A 20,955-nucleotide genomic window follows, 5' to 3' on the forward strand; every position below is an offset into this window, starting at 1 on the left:
AATCGAGCCTTAAAACCTATAGGAACGCAAGTATAGATAAAAAAGCTTGTCAGTTTCTGTCACGCTGTGCTACATTAATCTAAAGTAACAGTATTCTGTTTGTTTTATTTGTCTGCCCCTGTTCCATTGTAGCTACAAACAACACTGTAATGTAGTTGATTACATATGAAAAAAGTGATCATGTTCAGTAATCCCGGACGTATGGTTTCGATATGGGCTAATTGCACTAATCGAATTCATAATTAATTATACCTATATACCTGTAATAATTTGCGTAAGGGGCTTCAGCCCAACCATGCATAAGGAGGTATACTTTCAATAAAATGACTACAACAGACAATCTTCTAAAACGTATTGAATTTCTACGCAATAAAATGACGATGGTCGCTTTAGAAAAAGGATTTACAAATTTAGAGTCCATTAAAATTAGTCAAGAATTGGACAGACTTTTAAATTTATATGAAAATATAAAGCAGCATGAAACAAAGAAATAAAATTTTTAATGCTGTTTTATTTAGTTTAGCAAATGATTTTTTAAATATTCTTCTAAGCGATCAAGACCCAATGCTAATGTGGCTTGATCATAAGCGTAGGATAATCGCATATATCCTTCTCCCAAACTTGAAAAACTATCTCCAGGTACTAATGCAACCCTGTTTTTTCGAACAAGATCCAATCCGAGCTGGAATGAAGTCTTTTCTTTTAAAGGAAAGCGAGGGAACATATAAAAGGCTCCTTCAGGTTTGAGACAAGCTAGTCCCATTGCTTGTAACCGTTTAAGGACAAAATCTCTACGTTTCTGATAAGCTTCTCGCATTAACTTTGTATCTTCTAGGCCGTTTGTTAGTGCTTCTAATGCAGCATATTGGCTAATTGATGTTGCGCAGGATACATTATATTGATGTACTTTAAGCATTTGTCTAGATAGCCATTGAGGGGCTAAAGCATAGCCAATCCGAAAACCAGTCATGGAATGAGATTTTGATACACCATTAATAACAATAGTTTTTTCCTTCATATCAGGAAAGCTAGCGATAGAAGTGTGGGCTTGGTCATATACAAGCTGGCTATAAATTTCATCAGCTAATATAAAGATAGATTTACCTTTTAATACATCCACTAGTGTAGCTAATTCCTTTTTAGTAAATGACATTCCAGTTGGATTAGATGGATAAGGAAGCACTAGACACTTTGTTTTGGGTGTAATATATTGGAGAAGTGTCTCCTTTGTCAACTTTAAATTTGTTTTGGTCGTATCCATATGTACAGGTTTAGCTCCTGCTAGCCGTATTAATGGTTCATATCCCGGGTAGATGGGAGCAGGGAGTAACACTTCATCACCAGGATTTAATATAGTGCGAAACGTTATATCAATAGCCTGTGAAGCACCTGTAGTTACGATCACTTCGTTTTCTGGATGATAAGATACATGATAGCTTTTTTCATAGAAGCGAGAAATAGCTTTTCGTAAGTCAAGTAGACCAGCATTATGTGTATAAGTTGTTTTATTGTCATAGATTGCTTGAACAGCTGCCTCTTTAATATGTTCAGGAGTATGAAAGTCTGGTTGTCCAATTGTTAAAGACACAATGTCCTCTTCATCAGCCACCAAATTAAAAAATTTACGAATCCCAGAAATTTCAATTGATAATACATGTTTATTCAATAAGTGTTGCATAAAATGACCTCCAATTATTAATTGATAAAATTGTTAAAAAATATTTAAAAATTTGTGATATATCATATACAAATATACGGTATACTTAAGATAGAAGTATAAAAGGAGTGTATCATATGCGACCTAAAACGTTAAGTTTTGAGCAACTAGTAAAGCAAAATAAACAAGAATTGCTTGAAGATGAAAATAGTATTTCAAGAATTGAAAGAAAATTAGAAAAAAGAAAAATGGAACTTGTAGAAAAGAAACAGGCAAAAAAAGAAGTCAACATCTAAAATGAAAGTTAAGTTCAATCATGTACTGATGATTGTACATGACAACAGTAAGGGTAGTGCACATATGCCCTTAACATCATCTGAAAAAAGATGGACAGGAACAACAGGAGGGTAAAATAATTGGGTCTCCTGTTGTTTGCATTAGTAGGAATCATTTGCAAGTTTCCGATGCTGTTGAGTTATTAAAATTAATTTGAAACAAACTATAGCATTTTCTAAGCAGATTGTTGTATATGAACCTTATTCGAAGGAGAGTGTTGAATTAAATAAAACAGCATCTACAATATAGGACATACCTAAATTGCAATACAGTAAAGTTCTCTTGAAACGAAAGTACCAATCAATGTGGTGACAACCGACTCAATGGTTGTTAGAATCGATGCCTTGGATGCTTCTGTTTGACATATGTATAAATATAAGCGAAAGCAGTTGGTAAAAATCCAAGTCCAAGGGCATAAAATAATACAAGCGGATTAATCAGTAGCGCTCCTTTTTCTGCATACGGGAAAAATGGAGACAGAGCAATTGCTGCCGTAATAAAAGTAAATGTTGTAACGCTAAATGTTGAATGCGTTTTTAATGCAAGTTTACTAAAAATACTATAATGAGTAACCTAAGCCTGCTTCCAAACCAAATACTATGGCTTTTTTAGGTACAATACCGATATTTAATGGGAAGATTCCGACAACTGTAATATATATTATAGTATCAATGCAATAAGTTTACTTTTTGTCAATGGCTACTTAAACAGTAAAAAAGAAAGAATCCAATGCCAGAGCAGTATATATAATGCAGTAGCTAACTCCCGGATATCACTAAGCTGTATGGCAGTAAATACACAATTTAAAAAGATTATAAAAGTTTCCGTCCCAAAAAATAACGATTTGCATTGAGTAAAACCAAATTCATAGAGGTGTCTTACATACCAACTAATCGTTTCCCATAATGAAGCTCCGAGCATTAAGATATGCTTTCTTCAATAAGTGTCGCTCTTTCTCATTTATACTGCTCCGTTCTATTTAACTTCCTGACATATATCCGTACTTTCATAAGAGTTTCCAGTATTTAACCACTATCAGAAGATCTGCTGTTTATACGACGCTAACCGAGTGCTTCTAGCTGGTTTATTTTCTTTATTGGGGAGGATGAAGAATATAGTAAAAGAAAGTTCCTGTTACGTTTAATAGCGTGAGTTACGTATATTTAAGGGATAAAATGGTAAAAATGGTATGAAGCTAAAATAATAAGATTGGATACGATGGGAGTTATTGAAATTGATGACATGGTGGATTGGAAGCATTAGTCTATGGGAAATGGACCAAAAGTATTGGTATTTATTATTTTTGATCTTTGGAATAAGTGTAATATATAGTATGGTTCGTTCATTTATTCGCTGGATTGTACAACGACGTTCATTTATGCTCTTATCTTATTTATTCATTAGCTTTTTTATTTTTACAATTTATTTCGGGCTTAGTTTATTAAATGGCGGACTCAATCAAGGATTCTTTTATTCATTTCCTCTAATTATGCAATCATTAGCTTTTTTTGGTTGTCTATTGATTATTGGAGCAACAATAAGACGTTGGTTAAATAAATAATAAGCCAGTAATCCTATAATTATTAGTTTAGTAAAGATATATTTTATACCGTTTAGTTGTTAAGAACACATAAAAAAATGGTGCAAAAGTCAATATGAGTCTTAAAAGTACAACTAGAGCAGCCAGCAGCTACTAATTCAACTATTTCCATAATATAAGGAGAATGAATAAAAGAAACGACAATTTCTCTCTGACTTCAACTTACTTAAGTACGGTACTTGCTTTTCTAAGATCACTTTGAAAGTTAACAGGTGTTTTTAGCTTCGATGTGATTTGGTAGGCGGCCATTCCATTTTACCAAGCGAAGATGGTGTAAAGTAAGTAGACGTACTCCTTTTACAATGGTTTTTAGGTGTTGATTTTTTTCCTTTCCATTTCATGTACTGATAAATCACTTTTTTTGCTCTGGATAAGGACATTTTAGCTTGCGGGTTACGGTAACTCTCGTCTAATTCTCCTAAATGTTGTAATTTCTTAAAGTCTTCTTTAGTTGGTGGTATATGAAAATAATAACCGGCAACACGTACTAGTAAAGTAGAGTATTGATTACTAAATTTTGGTTGTTTGGAAAAATGAAGTCCTACCTTTGTGGCATGTTTTTCTTTGAGAAGTCTATTAATGGCTTCTTTTTTTATAAAGTATAAATGTTTTGGGTCAGGAGCAGTTTTAGCATGGCGATTTATTGTATAAAGTGCTTTTGCAATTTCATCTAAGTTATCTTGTTCAGTCATCGTATTTGCTCCTCCTAAAAAAATGTAATCATGCTTGTATACATCCTATCGTAAAGCAGTTTAGCTTGCAAGGAATATTAAAAAGTAATCAAAAATAATTGATTTTAAGCTTGCTTTAAAATGCAACTTGAAAATAATAAGGTGTAATTGATCCAGTTATCTTAAGATGAACCGAAGTTATTTTTAGATTATGAAAGGGACTTTAATGAATATTCATGTATTTCAGGTTTACAAAGAAAACGAAATGGAGCTCTGGTTGTACCAATACCGCTATTCACAAATAACACGAATTTATCATTATTCAAGCTATACTTTCCTTGTACATACTTTTTAGCATAAGCAGGGCTATATAAATGTCCAATCAATGGAAATCTAATTTGTCCCCCATGGCTGTGCCCGGATAATTGTACATCAATAGGGTATTTTTTGGCGATATCTGCAAAGTCTGGCTCATGTGCTAAGAGAATAGTAAAGAGATTAGGATTCGCATTAACTAATGCAGCATCTAAGTCTGGTTTTCCTAACATAACATCATCGATTCCTGCTATTACTATTTCTTCATTCGCAATTTTAATGGTAGTATGGTTGTTTTGTAATAATTGAAAACCAGCTTTTTTCATTGCATCATTAACAACCTCTGTACCATAACCGCCGTGATCATGGTTTCCGTATATCCAAAATTTTCCGTGATAAGCGCTAAGCTGTTTTAATATATTGATAATCTTTGAATCCCAATGGAAATTTTGTGGTTCATCGACAAGGTCACCTGTAAATACAATTAAATCAGGATCTAATCCATTTATTTTTTGAACTAATTCTTTTAATTGTTGCAGTGAATAATGAAATCCGACATGCGTATCAGAAAACTGCACGATTTTAAAGTTATTAAACGAGTTTGTGATTTTTTTCGATGCAATTGTATTTTTATTAATATGAAGTAGAATTGGTTCTACATCTCTAGCATAATAATAGGTTCCACTACTTAATCCTAATAAAGCAAGCAAGCTACCAACCGCTTTTTTTAGAAATGTTCTTCTGTTCATGGCTGACAAACCTTTCTCAACAATCAATTAGAATCAAATTATAACATGAATATAGAATAAAATAGAATCCCTACTTTTGTAACTATCATCTTCTGAGCATGGTAGAGAGGGTTAAATGCTTTGTTCGTATAGTATAAAGTATAGAAAACTGAACGTAACAGATAGAAGCTGCAAACAAGTTAGAGTTGCTCAAAAGAGAAGGGTATCTTCTAGTTATAGTGGTTAGTGGAATGATTTAGCTTTTAAAAATGACAATAAAAAAGAAAGTGACGAACATGAGAGTTATCACTTTCAAAGTTAACTTAATTAGGAAGGAGAACAGTCATTACAGTTGTTTTTGATATGCGAGTTTATCCCTTCTATTTGTAGTGTACTGTGTGAGATATCGAAGTGTTTTTTTAACAGTTTATTTGCTTGAATAAGGATTTTATCTCGATCTACAGTATTATCTACAACTAAATGACAGCTTAGAGCCGGAAATTCAGAAGTGATTGACCAAATATGAAAATCGTGAACATCTTCAATTCCTGGTAGCTCCATTAATTTGCTTTTTACTTCTTCAACGTTAATATTGGTAGGTTTTCCTTCCATTAAAATATGAATCGAATCTTTTGTTACCCTAATTCCAGAAATCACAATGAGGAGCGCAACGATAACACTCGCAATTGGATCAGCGATATTCCAGTCGAATAGCAATATGAGGATACCTGCAATAATGGCACCTATTGATCCTAAAAGGTCACCAAGGACGTGTAAAAGAGCACTGCGAATATTTAAGTTTTCCTGTGAATCGCCGCGCATTAGCATCCATGCGACAACGATATTCACAACTAAGCCGATGAAGGCGATAATCATCATGCTTGCACTTACATTTGGCGGCTCAATAAACCGTTGAAATGCTTCATAAAATATATAAAGTGAAATTATAATTAATGTCAATCCATTTATGAAGGCAGCAATGATTTCAACTCGACGGTAACCGTAAGTTTTAGAATATGTTGCTTGACGTTCACCGATTTTGAATGCCAGAAGACTTAAGCCAAGGGCTGCTGCATCGCTGAGCATGTGTCCGGCATCTGAAAGCAGTGCGAGACTGTTTGTTAAAAAGCCACCGACAGCTTCAACAATCATAAAAAAGGTAATTAACAAAAAGCTAAAAAACAGTACTTTTTTATTGCTAGTCGTATGGTGATGATGGCCATGATCATGGCTATGACTATGATTGTGTTGATGTGACATAATTTACCCCCCTATTTTGTATGTTCACTATGCTCAATCGTCTGTTTCAATAAATTCATAACATGATCATCGTCTAGTGAATAGTAGTAAGTCGTTTTTTCACGGCGATTCTTTACTAACCGCAATTGTTTTAAATACTTCAATTGATGTGAAATAGTCGATTGATGCATGCTTAATTTTTGAGCAATTTCAGTTACAGAGTATTCTTTATGAGAAAGCAGATGTAATATTTTGATTCGGGTGGGGTCTGATAAAGCCTTAAAGGTTTGCGATACATGTTCAATTAAATGTTCACCAATTGGTTGGTAATCCATAATCGTCTCTCCTATACTATATGATCATATGTTCATATTATAACTTAAAATAGAATCAATTTCAATTGAATGAATAGGTTTCGTTTTTCTTATTTCCTTACTGTGGTAAAATAAAGTTAGTCTGTTCTCCGTCTAAAGTTTGCTTATATTACAGAGAAAGTAAACAGCAAACCTCCTACATGAAGAAAAAGGGGTGATATGATTGAGTATGTTACAAGAGAAATATTTAACAGGCATAACATTGGAAGAAATAATGATTCCTTCTGAAAAGGTGGCACATGTACAAGTAAATAATCCGCTTGAGCATGCCTTACTTGTATTGGTTAAGTCGGGTTATTCTGCTGTACCTGTTCTTGATTCATCGTATAAGTTAGTTGGTACAATTGGAAAAACTGCGATTCTTAACCAGATTCTCGGATTAGAACGTTTCGAATTTGAACGACTTTCAAATATTGTAGTAAAAGATGTGCTCAATGAGGATATTCCATGTCTAATGAAAGAAGATTCCTTATTACAAGGATTGAATGCGCTTATAAATCATCCGTTTGTTTGTGTTGCTGATAAGAATAAATATTTTGATGGGATTTTGACGAGAAGAGCGATTCTTAAGCAAGTAAAAAAAGATTTGTATGCACAAAATGATTAAACGAATCCCCTGTAGCTACAGGGGTTGAATTCTTTTTTCACTATAGGAAAGTATAAAACTTTAGGCTTTATCCCGCATGTAAGGTGCCGTAAGTTTCCCACATCAAGTCCTGAATTGATACAAGGGTCAAAGTGGTAGAAAACGGCACCTAAATGCCCGATTGGTTCAAGGGCCTTTAGGTCATACTCTTGTGGTACTAACATTCAGTAGAAGAAAACCCTTGCTGATGAAGTTTCACTTTATCGTATAGAGAAAAACAATAGCTTTTGCCATAAAGATTTGGCGACAAGCAAAGTTTTTCTAATTGAATCTTAATCGAAGTTTTTAAGGTGATGTCAAAAAGTCTGATAAAAATAACACAATGGAATTTCATCGCCGGGTTAGAATGTATGAAAAATTTAGTGAAGAAGTTAGGTCGATGCAGTTGTTATACGTATACGCGTAATTAGTGAGCATGTCGACTTGAAGTCAAGCCTTCTCTAACTTTGACATATAGAACGTGCTAGTTTCAGTTACAAGAAGGGGACATGAAAAAAGTCAACAGTTTTAAAATACGGTAAATGGATTTACTGAGAACTGAGAATATGACAATGAAAAACAGCTAATTATTGCGACAAAAAAAGCGATCTGCTAAATTAGAAGATAGTACATAATTGGGAGGTAACGAATAATGAAAATGATGGATGGAAATGAAATTATCAACTTTATTTCGAATAGTAAGAAAAGCACACCTGTAAAAGTGTATGTAAAGGGAGAAGGATTAGATCAATTAACGATTGATGATTCCATCCAAGCTTTTTTAGAATCAAAAAGCGGTGTTTTGTTTGGAGAATGGAATGAGGTACAAAGACTGTTAAATGACCATCAAGATGTGATAACGGATTACGTTATCGAAAATGATCGTCGTAATTCAGCGATTCCTTTACTTGATTTAAAAGGAATAAATGCACGAATTGAACCGGGTGCTATTATTCGTGATCAAGTAGAGATTGGTGATGGCTGCGTCATTATGATGGGAGCAGTAGTTAACATTGGTTCTGTTATTGGCGAAGGAACTATGATAGATATGAATGCTGTACTTGGTGGACGAGCAACGGTTGGGAAAAATTGCCACATTGGAGCAGGTACTGTATTAGCTGGTGTAATTGAACCACCATCTGCAAAACCGGTAATTATTGAAGACGATGTAGTTATTGGGGCAAATGTTGTAGTATTAGAAGGGGTAACGATTGGTAGAGGTGCAATTGTTGCTGCCGGAGCAATTGTCACAAAGGATGTAGCGCCAAACACATTAGTAGCAGGTACTCCTGCAAGAGTATTAAAGGAGATTGACGAAAATACGAAATCGAAAACTGAAATAAAACAAGAACTTCGCAAGTTGAATGATTAAGTAGGGTATTAATATGTTAAACTTACAACAAATCCGCAGAGATTTACATCAAATACCGGAATTGGGTTTTCAGGAAACGAAAACCCAACAATACTTGGTACGTAAAATAAAAGGACTGCAAACGGAACGTGTGTCGATCCAGTTATGGAAGACGGGAATATTAGTCTTTGTAAAGGGAACGGCACCAAAAAAAATAATTGGCTTCCGAGCTGATATCGATGGATTGCCGATCACAGAAAAAACAAACTTTTCGTTCGCTTCACAGCATGAAGGGAGAATGCACGCTTGTGGACATGATTTTCATATGACCATTGCGCTTGGTGCTTTAGAACGTGTGATTTCTGAGCCAATTACAGATGATTGTTTGTTTATATTTCAACCAGCGGAAGAAGGTCCAGGCGGTGCTCTTCCATTGTTACAATCGAAAGAGTTTAATACTTGGCGTCCTGATGTTATTTTTGCCCTGCATATTGCTCCAGAATTACCTGTTGGTACGGTAGCAAGTAAACCAGGTTTACTATTTGCAAATACGAGTGAATTATTTATTGATTTTATTGGTAAAGGAGGACATGCTGCATATCCACATATAGCCAAAGATATGACGGTTGCTGCGAGCAGTTTTATTGTTCAAATGCAGCAAATTGTTTCCAGAAATATAAATCCGTTGGAAAGTGCTGTTGTTACAGTTGGAAAAATGGAGAGTGGCTACGTCCAAAATGCTATTGCAGAAACTGCTCGGCTGGAAGGAACGATTCGAACCCAGCATCCAGAGACAATTCACATCGTAAAAAAGCAATTGGAAAAGCTAATGAAAGGTTTCGAAATTGCTTATGATTGCTCTATTCAGGTAGATTATGGCGCCAATTATTATCAAGTGTATAATCGAGCTGATATGGTAGAAAAATTTCAACAGGCTCTGGACGGTTCAGGTATAGAATACAAACAAGCGGAAGCGGCTATGACTGGTGAAGATTTTGGTTATTTTATGAAGGAGATACCTGGCTTTATGTTTTGGCTTGGTGTTAATTCTCCATTCGGTCTTCACGATGCACAGCTCAACCCAGATGAAGAGGCACTAACTGTTGGTTTAGATGCTGTAACCCGGATGATTTCTCAGCTTTCTGAATGACCGGTGTATAGTTTTTATACTAATGCAGAATCTATCTATGTAATACAACATAATTAGAGGAGGCATTAGAATGGCGAGAATAGGTGTGGAAGAAAGTCTTGCTAATGTAAAAGAAGCGTTGATGGAAATGGGTCATGAAGTAGTAGACTTACGAAACGGAGAAGATGCTGCTTACTGTGATTGCTGTATTATTTCGGGTCAGGATAAGGATGTAATGGGAATCACAGAAGCAGCAATCGCTGGGTCTGTAATTAATGCACAGGGTATGAGTGCCGAAGAAGTTTGTCAAATGGTAAATCATAAATTATCGTGATTATTCACCTGTTTCCTCCTACAAGAACCTTTTTATGTTAATAATCATATAAAGATAGTGGTATTAGCAAATTCTAAGAGGATGATGCAGGAGGAATGGGTGAAGATGCGTTTAAATGAAAAAATACCGGAATTTGGTGTAGTGAAAGAATGGCTAAATACGGAACCATTAACTACGGAAACAATTAGTGGTAAACCAATATGTGTCCAATTTTGGTCAGTAAGTTGTAAACTTTGCAAAAAAGCAATGCCTAGCTTTGTGCGAATACGAGATACTTATGCTGATACATTGCAAGTAATTTCTGTGCATACCCCTTTATCTGAGGATGATATGGATTTGGATTTGGATGAAATTCGTAGCGTAGCAGCTGAAAATGATTTAACCGAACCGATTGCTATCGATAATGAAGAATCATTATCCAAAGCTTTTAACATTCATTTTGTTCCCGCATATTATTTATTTGACCACTCCGGGAAGTTACGTTATATTCAGAGAGGTAAAGTAAATGCAAAGTTGCTGGAAAAACAAATACGGCGGCTAATTAGGTAAAGTGAAACTTCATTTTGTGGAGCACTTTTTTCCTCCACGAAAGAAAATAAGATAAATGCTTAAATCGCAACGTCCTTGGAAAACCGCGATGTTTATTCAAGGAGCTTTCCTTGTCCTAGAAAAAGAAAAACACTTTTTCTACGTATAATGTGTCGTTTTAGAGCTTTCTTTGTTATGCCGATCCGAACGAATCGGGGATTTAGACGTCTTATACAATATAATGATTTTAGAAAATGAGTCTGATCAAAGAGGCTGGGACAAAACGAAAACAGCTGATTAAAAAACGAACCATAAATCGTCCTTGTACTATAGTAAAGTATAAAATTTTAGGCTTTATCCCGCATGTAAGGTAAGGTGCCGTAAGACTCTCACTTCAAAATCTTGAGTTGATATAAAAGGTCTAAGTGGAAGAAAACGGCACCTAAATGCCCAATTCGTTTTAAGGGTCTTTAGGTCATACCCCCCGAGGTACTAACATTCAGTAGGAAATGGAAGAAAACTCCTACTGAATGAAGTTTCGCTTTATCGTATAAGAAAAACTGCGGCTTTCGCTAAGGACTTGGCGACAAGTCAAGTTTTTCTAAACACAAACAAACCGAACAATTATAAGGTGCCGACCCCCGAAAGTTAGAGTAGAAAATCTAATTTTCGGGGGTGTTTTTATGGCTAAATATAGTGAAGAATTTAAAATAAATCTTGTCACCGAGTATTTATATGGCAACCTAGGATATAAATTATTGGCAAAAAAATATAATATGGGTAGCGCAACACCAATATTTGAATGGGTGAAAGTCTATAAGTCTCAGGGAATGGATGGGTTAAAAAGAAAAAAAGCTAGGAAGTTTTATCCTGTTCGATTTAAATTAAATACGATACAATTTGTGTTAAAGACAGGTGCTACTTTTTTAGAAACTGCTGTTCAATTTAAATTGAACAACCCTTCCTTAATTAGACGCTGGATGAAAGAATTTAAGGAACAAGGAGTAGAAGGCCTGAAACCAAAGGGGGAGTCTTCTATGTCTAAGAAACCCAATAAACGGAAGAAAAAGGAAGAAAAAAAGTTAACACGTGAAGAAATATTAGAACGAGAGAATGAACTATTAAGGCTAGAAAATGCGTACCTAAAAAAGCTACGAGCTTTTCGGGAGAATCCAAATGCCTTCCACGAAAAGCACAGGCAAAGGTGGCATTTGGACTTAAAGAAGAAGGATTCCGATTAAAAGATATTCTCCTTATTGTGGGCATACCTGAAGCAACCTATCACTATCATGTGAAAAATTTTGGCAGAGAAGATTCAGACAAAGTACTAAAAAAAATCATTATCGATTTATTTAAAAAGTTCCATGAACGTTATGGCTATAAACGTATTACTAGAGAACTAAATAAATTAGGATACGTTATCAACCATAAAAAAGTATATCGCATTATGTGCGAATTGGGATTGAAATGTGTGAAATTTATGCGAAAATCCCGTAAATACAATTCCTATAAGGGAAACGTTGGAAAAGTGGCGAAAAACCGATTGTCTCGCCGTTTTAACACGCCAATTCCTCTTCAAAAATTAGTAACCGATATTACAGAATTCAAATGTCTAAGTGAAGAGAAGTTATATTTAAATCCGATTCTTGACCTTTATAACGGAGAAATTATTGCGTATAAAATCAAGGAACGTCCAACGTTAGATCTTGTCATAGAACCTTTAAAAGAAACGATAGAGATAATAAAGAATCATGCAACCTATCGCACCACCATCCATTCTGACCAAGGCTTTCATTACCAACACAACCAATGGGTGAGAACATTAAAAGAGAATAAAGTATTCCAAAGCATGTCTAGAAAAGCAACCTGTGCGGATAATGCTTCCATGGAGAATTTTTTTGGCATTTTAAAACAAGAAATGTATTATGGAGAAAAATTAGTAAGCTATGAAGAATTAAAAAGTCGGATTGAAGAATATATCTATTGGTATAATCATGAACGAATAAAAGAAAAATTGGCCGGGCTGAGCCCAGTCGAGTATCGAACGCAATCCAGCCAATCAACTGTATAATAAAACTCTAACTTTTGGGGGTAATCACATAAATGAATTGTTCGGTTTTTGCTATTTAGTATTTCTTATGTCCCAGTCTCTTTTTACTGGCAAAATCCTAGCTTGGATTAAAGGTTTAAACTTTAAGCAAATTAGCTTGCCGATCATATGTCAAAATTTAAACTTTTAAGGTGGCATACAAAATAGGTTTAGGATGTACTAATACAAAGTCGCCGTTTTTTAATGGGAAAAAGAATTATTCGGTACTGGTATCATCACGATAGAATATATGTCTAAAAAGCGTTGTTCTTTTTCCAGGAGAAAATACTCTTGAATGAAGTTTCATTCTATCTCGTCAGAAGTTTTCCAGATTGTAATCACTGACCGAGCACTTGACGCTTTGTTACGTAAAATAGGGTAGTGAATCAAAGTATAAAAGTTGAGGGTGAAAATCAGTAGGTATTATGTATTAAATGCGTTACTGTCAGGTTACGGTATCGAAGTCTTCAGGCTAGTCAAGTTTCATAAAAATGTATACTTATTAATTCAAAAATAATGTACAAGAAACAATAACATCGGTAATATAGGGAAGTGAAGTTAATTCAATATTCTAAGAGTTAACCCTGGATTTGATGTACAGTTAGTAGCTGATTATTAAAGGGATAAAAGTCTTTTGTTACGAGACATAATTTAGTATAGTAGAACTAAAGTGACGATGATAAGTTATGAACAAAGAAGAAAGATGGAGGAAACAGCATGAAACGAGAATTTGCAGTAATTGGCTTAGGAAGATTTGGCGGAAGCATTTGTAAAGAGTTAAGCATGGAAGGAATGGAAGTACTTGCTATTGATAATAACGAAGATCGTATTAATGAATATAAAAATATAGCGTCTCATGCAGTAATTGCTGATGCAACGGATGAAGTGTCTCTTAAAGAGTTAGGAATTAAAAATATTGATCATGTTATTGTTGCAATTGGTGATAATATTCAAGCTAGTATTTTAACGACAGTTATTTTAACCGAGTTAGGAATTAAAAAAATAACCGTCAAAGCACAAAATGATTACCACGCCAAAATTTTAAATAAAATTGGGGCAGATCAAGTTGTACATCCGGAGAGGGATATGGGAAAACGAATCGCCCATAGTATTATATCCAATAATATTTTAGATTACTTAGAGCTTTCGGATGACCATAGTATTGTAGAAGTGAAGGTTGGAGAAAAGATGCTTGGTAAAACATTGGTGGAACTGGATATACGGGCAAATTATGGCTGTAACGTTGTCGCAATTAAGCATGGAAAAGATATTAATGTTTCACCAAGTGCTGACCATCGTTTTTTAGAAGGCGATATTTTAATTGTAATAGGTGCGGATAAAGATATTTCTCGGTTTGAAAAGCATTTAGTTATAGAAGAATAAAAAACAAACAGCCAGAAAAGGATCTGGCTGTTTGTTTTTTATACTTCCATAATAATTGGTAAGATCATCGGGCGGCGCTTTGTTTTATCATAAAGAAATGGGGCGATTGTATCGGTAATTTCATTTTTGATTTCTGACCATTGAGTTGTTTTACGTTCCATTACTTTTTCTAAGTGAGCAGATACTAATTTTTGAGCTTCATTGATCAAGTCTTCAGATTCCCTCATATAAACAAAGCCTCGTGAAATAATATCAGGACCTGCAGAAACTTTGAACTCTTTCATATTAATACTTACTACGACAATCACTAAACCTTCTTCAGAAAGGATTCGGCGATCTCGTAACACGATATTACCGATATCTCCGACTCCGTTTCCATCAACATAAATGGAGCCAGAAGGGATTTTTCCAGCAATCGTAGCAATATCCTTTCCTAAAGCCAAAACATCTCCATTGTCCATGACGAAGCAATTATTTGGATCAACATCACAAGCAGCCGCCAATTTGACATGTTCTTTTAGCATGCGATATTCTCCATGAATCGGCATAAAGAACTTTGGTTTTATTAACCGTAGCATTAATTTTTGTTCTTCTTGACTACCATGACCAGAGGTATGGATGTTTGTAAGTTTGCCGTGAATAACGTCTGCTCCTGCTCGGTATAATTTATTAATCGTCCGGCTAACACTAATTGTATTTCCAGGGATTGGGGACGAAGAGAATACAACTGTATCACCGGGAATGATTTGAATTTGTCGATGAGTACCATTAGCAATTCGTGATAAAGCAGCCATTGGTTCACCTTGGGATCCGGTACAAAGGATAGTTACTTCTTGAGCAGGTAGACGATTAATTTGATTTGCATCAATAAACGTATCTTTTGGAGCTTGAATATAGCCTAATTCTTGTCCCAGATTAATAGCCGACTCCATGCTTCTGCCAAATACAGCAATCTTTCGGTTATTTTGGACAGAAGCTTCTACTACTTGCTGTAGTCGATAGATATTTGATGCAAATGTAGCAAAGATAACTCTTCCATCAACTCTGCTAAAAATATCTTTTATATTACCTCCAACCACTTTTTCTGATAATGTAAACCCGGGAACTTCACTATTCGTACTATCTGATAGTAGACAAAGTACTCCCTCACTGCCAATTTCTGCCATTCTTGTTAAGTTAGCAGGTTCACCAACGGGTGTAAAATCAAATTTAAAGTCACCTGTGTGAACAATGTTTCCTGGTGGAGTTTTTACAACAATACCATATGAATCGGGAATGCTATGGGTTGTTCGGAAAAAGCTGACCGAGGTTTTACGGAACTTAATATAATCGTCTTCTTCAATGGTGATTAATTTAGCATTTCTTAATAGACCGTGTTCATCTAATTTGTTTCGTATTAATCCTATCGCAAGTTTACCAGCATATATTGGCACATTAAGCTCACGGAGAAGATAAGGAATGCCTCCAATATGATCTTCATGCCCATGAGTAATAAATAATCCTTTGATTTTGTCCTGATTTTGCACTAAATACGTGTAGTCAGGAATAACATAATCAATTCCAAGCAATTCATCTTCAGGGAATTTAATCCCTGCATCAATTAAAATAATCTCATCTTGAAATTGAACACCATACGTATTTTTACCAATTTCTCCAAGTCCGCCTAGAGCAAAAACAGCAGCTTGGTCATTTTTTACAAACTTCATTGGTTAGATGTTCTCCACGTGAAAATCTTCGGATTGTTTTTCATATGCTAAATGTGCTTCATCTAGTGCTTGAATATATTCAATATTATACTTGCGTTCGTTTATTCTTGTTCTAACTTCTCTGACAGATTCTCCTTCAACGTATGCACATTTTGTTCTTTCTCGAACAGGAATTTCATCAGCCCGCTCTTGATATAATATTTTATAAATCATCTCATCTCTCCTTGATTGTTTCATTTTTATTTCTATAATTGAACACGATTTTTTGCTAAACAAATATCCTACCTTTTTAAATCACCATTAAAACGGCTCCGTCATTTTTCCAAATCACGTTATTTTTTGTCTTTTTCCCGATATTTATGGTACCTTTATTGTGATTGGGTAATAATATCGATGATTAATGGTAGTCTTTTTTACAAGTAGTTGGTACACGTCCTTGACCTAAAAAGTCTTTCCAGCGTTTCTTAAGCTTTTCTTTTAGACGCTTTAACATGACGTGTCAGCTCCTTTCAAAATTCTAAGAAAAGCAAGAAATACAATCTACCGATCCAATCCCTCTTACCTATAGTATAGTATGAGTTGAGGAATTTTGAAATAAAAATACGTTATTTCTTAAAAATATTTATGATGGCAACTGGGTAGTATGCTTGGAAATTTTGATTGGTGCCCATTCCGTAATTACCTGTTATAGTTGTTTATGCCACATGTAATTAGCAGTAAGACCTCTACTTCCATGTTTTATGAGCCGAACCCTGGGAAGATAAGTGGAGGAACCAACTGCGAGTCAAATACCCGATTCCGTTCATTCTAACAAATCAGTGGGAGATAAAAGAAAACCCCCCACTGATTTGAAGATTCACTTTATACTTTTTTCGTAAAAAGATTTATTTGTTCATCGTCTACGAGACAATAATTAAGATAAGCATACACCTTCATCGGTTTTCCGTTGAATTTCCCCTGCATCTAAGCTGTCAAACTCTTACTTAAGAGTTATAGAGAGTACGAAGAAGTCTAAGTGGAAGCTAACGTAATGGTGCTGAATTGTCCAATCGCTTGGGTCGACAAGAGGCAGGGAGAATTCAGTAGGGGATAAAGGCAAGTTCTACTGAATGAAGTATTCTTATAACTATACTTAGTTTAAGCAGAGAAAAATATTTTATACATTGAGAGAAAGAAGGGGAAGAAATATGCATAAAAAAATTGTGTTCTTTGATATTGATGGTACTATATTAAACGAAACAAACAAAATCCCAAGCTCCACTAAGCAAGCGATTAAACAGCTGCAGGATAATGGAGTTTATGTAGCCATAGCCACCGGAAGAGCTCCATTTATGTTTGAACATATTCGTAAAGAATTAAATATTCACTCATTTGTTAGCTTTAATGGACAATATGTGGTGTTTGAAGGAGAAGAGGTTTATACAAATCCGATCAACAACGATGAACTGGCGGATTTGTACCAAGCAACTCTGAAACATAAATTTCCGATCGTTTTTATGAATCACCAACAAATGAAGGCAACAGTTCCGGATCACCCGTTTATTAATGAAAGTCTAAAAAGCTTAGATTTTAGTTACCCGGATGTCGACCCTGCTTTTTATGAACAGGAGTCGATTTATCAAGCACTACTATTTTGTAAACAGAAAGAAGAAAAGTTATTTGCAAAGGACCATAAAGCATTACACTTTTTACGCTGGCATGAGTATTCATGCGATATTATACCTCAAGGCGGTTCAAAGGCTGTTGGAGTTAAAAAATTAATTGAAGCAAGCGGATTAAATATTGCAGATACGTATGCATTTGGAGACGGTTTAAATGATATGGAGATGATTAAGGAAATCGGCACTGGTGTAGCAATGGGTAATGCTATTCAGGCACTGAAAACAGTAGCTGATTATACAACAGATCATGTTGAAAAAGATGGGATAGCTAAGGGGTTAAAACAGTTAAGATTAATTTAAAAAAATATAGCGGCAGTTAGACAGCTGCCGCTATATTTATTCTACAGGTTTTGCGTTCTCAGGAACAGCAAACGGGTTTTGTTTATTAATGTGATCATAGAACATAATACCGTTTAAATGATCAATCTCGTGCTGAAAAACAACCGCTGCATAGCCTTTTAAGCGTAATTTCACAGGTTCTCCTTCCATCGTTGTTGCGGTTACGGTTATCCGTGCATGCCGTGGAACAAAACCTTCCACATCACGATCTACAGATAAGCAGCCTTCCCCGCCTGGAAGGTACGTTTTTTCTACAGAATGACTGATGATTTTAGGATTAGCCAGTCCATAGCTATATTTTCTTCCATTTGGTGCTTCAAAGTGAACTGCTATTAAACGTTTATTCACTCCAAGCTGGGGTGCAGCTAAGCCAACACCGGCACGTAATTGATATTTTTTAGCCATTTCATCATCTTGACTATTTTTTAGAAATTGAAGCATTTTTTCTAGCAAATCTTTATCTTCGCCTTCTAGCGGGATTGTTACTTCTTCAGAAACTTTTGTCAGTGAAGGGTGACCCTCTCGAACAATGTCTTTCATAGTAATCACAACGTACCACTCCTATTCCAACTTTCCATTAATTATTTTATCATATTTATATGTGTTATAGCATATTTTGACTATTGGATAGAGACGGGGGCGCTAATATGTTCATTTTAAAAAAGAAGACAAGCGCGATTACTGTTATATTACAAATTTTTTAGATCGGAAGAACGTTTCATCCCGCACTTAATCGCCGTAAGGATTTCGTACTTCAAAAGTTGTAGAAAAGAATACGGAGGAGTAACAGCTCCTAAATCCCCGATACGTTCGGGCGACAGGACAGAGAAGTTTCTTGAATAAACATCGCGATTTTTTAAGGACAAGAAACAACCACGACAGCGATACTTCGCGGTTTTTCAAGAATAAGAAGGTACTACGACAACGATACATGATTTTTTCAAGGTCTCCTGTAATGTGTTCTACTCTTTCGTAAGGAAAAACGTTTCATGAGTGGAGTTTGACTTTATGAATAGAAAAATTACCTTGTCCGTTTTTAATTTTTGTACAAACTGATTTATGTTATACTAAAAAACATAATATTTGATTCAGCAAAGTTGTAGGAGGTTAGAGTTTCATGTCAATAAAGAAGTTAACAATTATCGCAGTAATTATACTTTCAATTTTAACCACTGCGTGTAGTAGTAAAACCCCAGAAGAAAAAATCCAGAACCATTTGGAAGAAGCGGTAGCTTTAGAAGAAGGGTTTGAAAAACAGCAAAGTAAAATAACAGATTTAGAAAAGCAAGAACAAAAAATCTATAATGAAATAATCGATCTAGGCATGGATGAAATGGATCAAATAAAAAAACGTTCGGAACAAGCACTTGAAACGGTTGATAAACGAAAAGATGCAATTGAAAAAGAGCAGGAAAGTATTAAACAGGCTAGAGAAGAATTTTCAAATATTGAGGAATTAATAAATGATCTGGAAGATAAAGAAGTAAAAGCAACCGCTAAAAAAATGAACAAAATAATGACTCAGCGTTATGATTCCTATGGTAAATTAAATAAAGCCTACAACGATGCGTTAAAGTTAGAAAAAGAAATATATGAAATGCTGCCTAAAAAAGATCTAGAACAAAAGACTTTAACAGATCAAGTTAATAAAATAAATGAAACCTACAGTAAAGTAATTGAGTTTAATAAAGAATTTAATCAATATACACAAGAATATAATAAAGCTAAGCAAGACTTTTATAAACAGGCAGGGATAGAAGTAGTTAATAAAGATACGGACAAGCAACCATCTGAAGAAAAGTAAGGTTTAAAAGCATTCTCTAAAAAAGGAGGTGCTTTTTTAAGTTTAGAAAACGATATTTCTTTTGTACATGGTGGATAACTTCTTTTTTGCACTATAGGAAAGCATAAAATTTTAGGTTTATCATATAAGAAAAACTACAGCTTTCGCCATAAAGACTTGGCGACAAGCCAAGTTTTTTCTAAAAAAGTAACTTCTTCTAACTTAAGCACTTAAGCGTATAAGCACATTCTGATCGCCTTCCTGCGATAAGCTAACATCGACTCAAACCTAAAGGAAGGCCGGCTAAAAGCGAGCTTGCCGTTCAGGCGTTGGCATACCCCTGCAACAGTGGCCTATTTTCTTTATCTCGAATGTAAAGACCCTATTTTTCTTATTTCAAAATGTGCTTATAATTTTGCGTACGGATGAGAAAAACTGCTTCTAAATCTCGATTCGGATTGACAGGACAAGGAAAGCTTCTTGAATAAGCATCACGATTTTTCAAGGAGAAAATTGTACCTTGAATGAAGTTTCCATTATTTTGTCTTGTCAGAAGAGCTTCCATTTACGCACTGCTAAAAGAGCGCTTCTAGCTTTTTTTCGTGAAAAGTTAAATATGAACATGCATTCCGTAATTTTTTGTACAAGTATAAATGCAAGTGGGAAGCATCGAATACACAACAGGTCGGAGAGCACGGCTGTAATTCGCGAACTTAACAAGCTGTATAAGATATGAGATAGCAAGCAATTTCCATATTGGAAAATAATTGCTTGTAATAATACAGATAATAAAAAGTACTATAACAGAGAGAGAAGAAAGCGTTTTAATAAAAATGGTTATTTTTCAATTTATGTAAAAAGTACATAATGAAGACAAAGTGTTTGACCGTTACAAATAATTAGGCTAGAATTTAGATGAAAAGAAATTGTACTAATATTTTTTTGCGTTTTTATGTAACAGTTTTGTGAATATCTTTCTCTAGTAAGTGCAAATAATCATTAACAGTTAACAGCTAATGGTATGATTGTACGTCTTCTGGGGATTATTCACAATCAAAAAAGGGAACACCTTTAAAAGAAGTACAGTTTTTTTCGTTTTTGGGGTAG

Annotated in this window: 22 protein-coding genes; 13 read left to right on the plus strand and 9 right to left on the minus strand. The window is 34.8% G+C overall.

The window, feature by feature from the left end; all coding sequences use genetic code 11:
* Positions 1-323 precede the first annotated feature (323 nt).
* Positions 324-494: an aspartyl-phosphate phosphatase Spo0E family protein gene (locus tag JNUCC74_RS07595; RefSeq protein ID WP_077320262.1), complete on the plus strand. Its 171-nt coding sequence runs from the start codon at positions 324-326 to the stop codon at positions 492-494.
* A 20-nt stretch (positions 495-514) separates the two neighbouring features.
* Here the strand turns inward: JNUCC74_RS07595 and JNUCC74_RS07600 are convergent, their stop codons facing one another.
* Entirely contained in the window at positions 515-1,678 is a 1,164-nt protein-coding gene (locus JNUCC74_RS07600) for an aminotransferase A (RefSeq protein WP_454067543.1), read from the minus strand.
* Positions 1,679-1,794: 116 nt separating this feature from the next.
* On the opposite strand from JNUCC74_RS07600, the gene JNUCC74_RS07605 reads away from it, so the two are divergent.
* Positions 1,795-1,953, plus strand: a complete 159-nt coding sequence (locus JNUCC74_RS07605) for an FbpB family small basic protein (RefSeq protein WP_454067544.1) — start codon at positions 1,795-1,797, stop codon at positions 1,951-1,953.
* A 370-nt stretch (positions 1,954-2,323) separates the two neighbouring features.
* Here JNUCC74_RS07605 and JNUCC74_RS07610 read toward each other — a convergent pair whose 3' ends face one another.
* Positions 2,324-2,551: an EamA family transporter gene (locus JNUCC74_RS07610; RefSeq protein ID WP_454067858.1), complete on the minus strand. Its 228-nt coding sequence runs from the start codon at positions 2,549-2,551 to the stop codon at positions 2,324-2,326.
* Between the two features lie 676 nt (positions 2,552-3,227).
* Between JNUCC74_RS07610 and JNUCC74_RS07615 the strand changes: the two genes are divergently transcribed.
* Positions 3,228-3,554 (plus strand): hypothetical protein, encoded by a 327-nt coding sequence (locus tag JNUCC74_RS07615; RefSeq protein WP_143695852.1) that lies wholly within the window; start codon positions 3,228-3,230, stop codon positions 3,552-3,554.
* A gap of 257 nt (positions 3,555-3,811) precedes the next feature.
* On the opposite strand, the gene JNUCC74_RS07620 is transcribed toward JNUCC74_RS07615, so the two are convergent.
* From JNUCC74_RS07620 to JNUCC74_RS07635, 4 genes are all read right to left on the minus strand, one after another.
* A complete protein-coding gene (locus tag JNUCC74_RS07620; protein ID WP_454067545.1) occupies positions 3,812-4,285 on the minus strand; it encodes a YkyB family protein in 474 nt (157 codons plus the stop codon).
* A gap of 188 nt (positions 4,286-4,473) precedes the next feature.
* Positions 4,474-5,328: a metallophosphoesterase gene (locus JNUCC74_RS07625; protein ID WP_454067546.1), complete on the minus strand. Its 855-nt coding sequence runs from the start codon at positions 5,326-5,328 to the stop codon at positions 4,474-4,476.
* Between the two features lie 306 nt (positions 5,329-5,634).
* Positions 5,635-6,567: a cation diffusion facilitator family transporter gene (locus JNUCC74_RS07630; RefSeq protein ID WP_454067547.1), complete on the minus strand. Its 933-nt coding sequence runs from the start codon at positions 6,565-6,567 to the stop codon at positions 5,635-5,637.
* 11 nt (positions 6,568-6,578) lie between these two features.
* Positions 6,579-6,881, minus strand: a complete 303-nt coding sequence (locus JNUCC74_RS07635) for an ArsR/SmtB family transcription factor (protein WP_077320271.1) — start codon at positions 6,879-6,881, stop codon at positions 6,579-6,581.
* Between the two features lie 202 nt (positions 6,882-7,083).
* Here JNUCC74_RS07635 and cbpB point away from each other — a divergent pair, with 202 nt between their 5' ends.
* From cbpB to JNUCC74_RS07675, 8 genes are all read left to right on the plus strand, one after another.
* Positions 7,084-7,527: a cyclic-di-AMP-binding protein CbpB gene (cbpB, locus tag JNUCC74_RS07640; protein WP_077320272.1), complete on the plus strand. Its 444-nt coding sequence runs from the start codon at positions 7,084-7,086 to the stop codon at positions 7,525-7,527.
* Between the two features lie 670 nt (positions 7,528-8,197).
* Positions 8,198-8,917, plus strand: coding sequence for a 2,3,4,5-tetrahydropyridine-2,6-dicarboxylate N-acetyltransferase (gene dapD, locus JNUCC74_RS07645; protein ID WP_454067548.1), 720 nt, complete (start codon positions 8,198-8,200; stop codon positions 8,915-8,917).
* Between the two features lie 13 nt (positions 8,918-8,930).
* On the plus strand, positions 8,931-10,046 hold the full coding sequence (locus JNUCC74_RS07650) for an N-acetyldiaminopimelate deacetylase (protein ID WP_454067549.1): 1,116 nt from the start codon (positions 8,931-8,933) through the stop codon (positions 10,044-10,046).
* Between the two features lie 70 nt (positions 10,047-10,116).
* Positions 10,117-10,359, plus strand: coding sequence for a YkuS family protein (locus tag JNUCC74_RS07655; RefSeq protein WP_077320275.1), 243 nt, complete (start codon positions 10,117-10,119; stop codon positions 10,357-10,359).
* A 105-nt stretch (positions 10,360-10,464) separates the two neighbouring features.
* Entirely contained in the window at positions 10,465-10,908 is a 444-nt protein-coding gene (locus tag JNUCC74_RS07660; protein ID WP_454067859.1) for a TlpA family protein disulfide reductase, read from the plus strand.
* Positions 10,909-11,570: 662 nt separating this feature from the next.
* Positions 11,571-12,128 carry a helix-turn-helix domain-containing protein gene (locus JNUCC74_RS07665; protein ID WP_454065613.1) on the plus strand — a complete coding sequence of 186 codons (558 nt, stop codon included), beginning with the start codon at positions 11,571-11,573 and terminating at the stop codon, positions 12,126-12,128.
* Entirely contained in the window at positions 12,092-12,958 is an 867-nt protein-coding gene (locus JNUCC74_RS07670; RefSeq protein WP_454065614.1) for an IS3 family transposase, read from the plus strand. Before JNUCC74_RS07665 ends, JNUCC74_RS07670 begins: the two co-directional genes overlap by 37 nt.
* A gap of 735 nt (positions 12,959-13,693) precedes the next feature.
* Positions 13,694-14,359, plus strand: coding sequence for a potassium channel family protein (locus tag JNUCC74_RS07675; RefSeq protein ID WP_077320277.1), 666 nt, complete (start codon positions 13,694-13,696; stop codon positions 14,357-14,359).
* Positions 14,360-14,397: 38 nt separating this feature from the next.
* Here the strand turns inward: JNUCC74_RS07675 and rnjA are convergent, their stop codons facing one another.
* Both rnjA and JNUCC74_RS07685 read right to left on the minus strand, forming a co-directional pair.
* Complete coding sequence (rnjA, locus tag JNUCC74_RS07680) at positions 14,398-16,065, minus strand: ribonuclease J1 (protein ID WP_077320278.1); 1,668 nt, start codon at positions 16,063-16,065, stop codon at positions 14,398-14,400.
* A gap of 3 nt (positions 16,066-16,068) precedes the next feature.
* Entirely contained in the window at positions 16,069-16,278 is a 210-nt protein-coding gene (locus tag JNUCC74_RS07685) for a DNA-dependent RNA polymerase subunit epsilon (protein WP_077320279.1), read from the minus strand.
* A gap of 974 nt (positions 16,279-17,252) precedes the next feature.
* Between JNUCC74_RS07685 and JNUCC74_RS07690 the strand changes: the two genes are divergently transcribed.
* A complete protein-coding gene (locus JNUCC74_RS07690; protein WP_454067550.1) occupies positions 17,253-18,026 on the plus strand; it encodes a Cof-type HAD-IIB family hydrolase in 774 nt (257 codons plus the stop codon).
* Positions 18,027-18,062: 36 nt separating this feature from the next.
* Here the strand turns inward: JNUCC74_RS07690 and def are convergent, their stop codons facing one another.
* Positions 18,063-18,614 carry a peptide deformylase gene (gene def / locus JNUCC74_RS07695; RefSeq protein ID WP_454067551.1) on the minus strand — a complete coding sequence of 184 codons (552 nt, stop codon included), beginning with the start codon at positions 18,612-18,614 and terminating at the stop codon, positions 18,063-18,065.
* Positions 18,615-19,182: 568 nt separating this feature from the next.
* On the opposite strand from def, the gene JNUCC74_RS07700 reads away from it, so the two are divergent.
* Entirely contained in the window at positions 19,183-19,869 is a 687-nt protein-coding gene (locus JNUCC74_RS07700) for a YkyA family protein (RefSeq protein ID WP_454067552.1), read from the plus strand.
* Positions 19,870-20,955 lie beyond the last annotated feature (1,086 nt).

The sequence above is a fragment of the Cerasibacillus sp. JNUCC 74 genome (assembly GCF_053667775.1).